Annotated in this window: 1 protein-coding gene; it reads left to right on the top strand. The window is 41.4% G+C overall.

What is annotated here, in order from left to right:
* The coding region (locus tag AC3A54_RS25495; protein WP_487656671.1) for an aminopeptidase at window positions 1–512 on the top strand (512 nt) is incomplete at both ends.

Here is a 512-nt window from a genome sequence, read left to right as displayed (position 1 = left end):
GAAAAATTAAAAAGCTATGCAGAATTGGTTGTAAAAGTAGGATTAAACGTTCAACCGAACCAAATCCTTTATGTAAGAGCTAGTGTGGATACGATTCCGTTTGCTAGAGCTGTCGCTCGCGAGGCTTATAATGCAGGTGCAAAAAATGTGTATGTGGACTATAGTGATCCTGAAATCACACTCTCACGCTATTTGAGAGCATCAGATGATGTTTTTACAGAGTTTCCTGAATGGGAGCGAGTTCAACGTGAGAAGTTGATTGATAAGGATTCGGCATTTTTATTTATCGTTTCCGACGATCCAGATTTATTGTCCAAAGCTGATCCAAATCGTATTGCGAATTACCAAAAAGTAAGCGGAGAAGCCATGGTAAAGTGGCGAGAGCAGCAAGATGATGTTAGTTGGGTCATCTGCGCAGCTCCAAGTCAGGCGTGGGCAGATAAGGTTTTTCCAGGCGAAACAAATAGCTTAGACAAACTTTGGGATGCAATCTTCAATTCAGTACGTATAGG

The organism is Neobacillus sp. Soil_C_43, assembly GCF_057656715.1.
The sequence above is the reverse complement of the archived record's forward strand: the minus strand, read 5'-3'. Positions and strand labels throughout refer to the sequence as shown.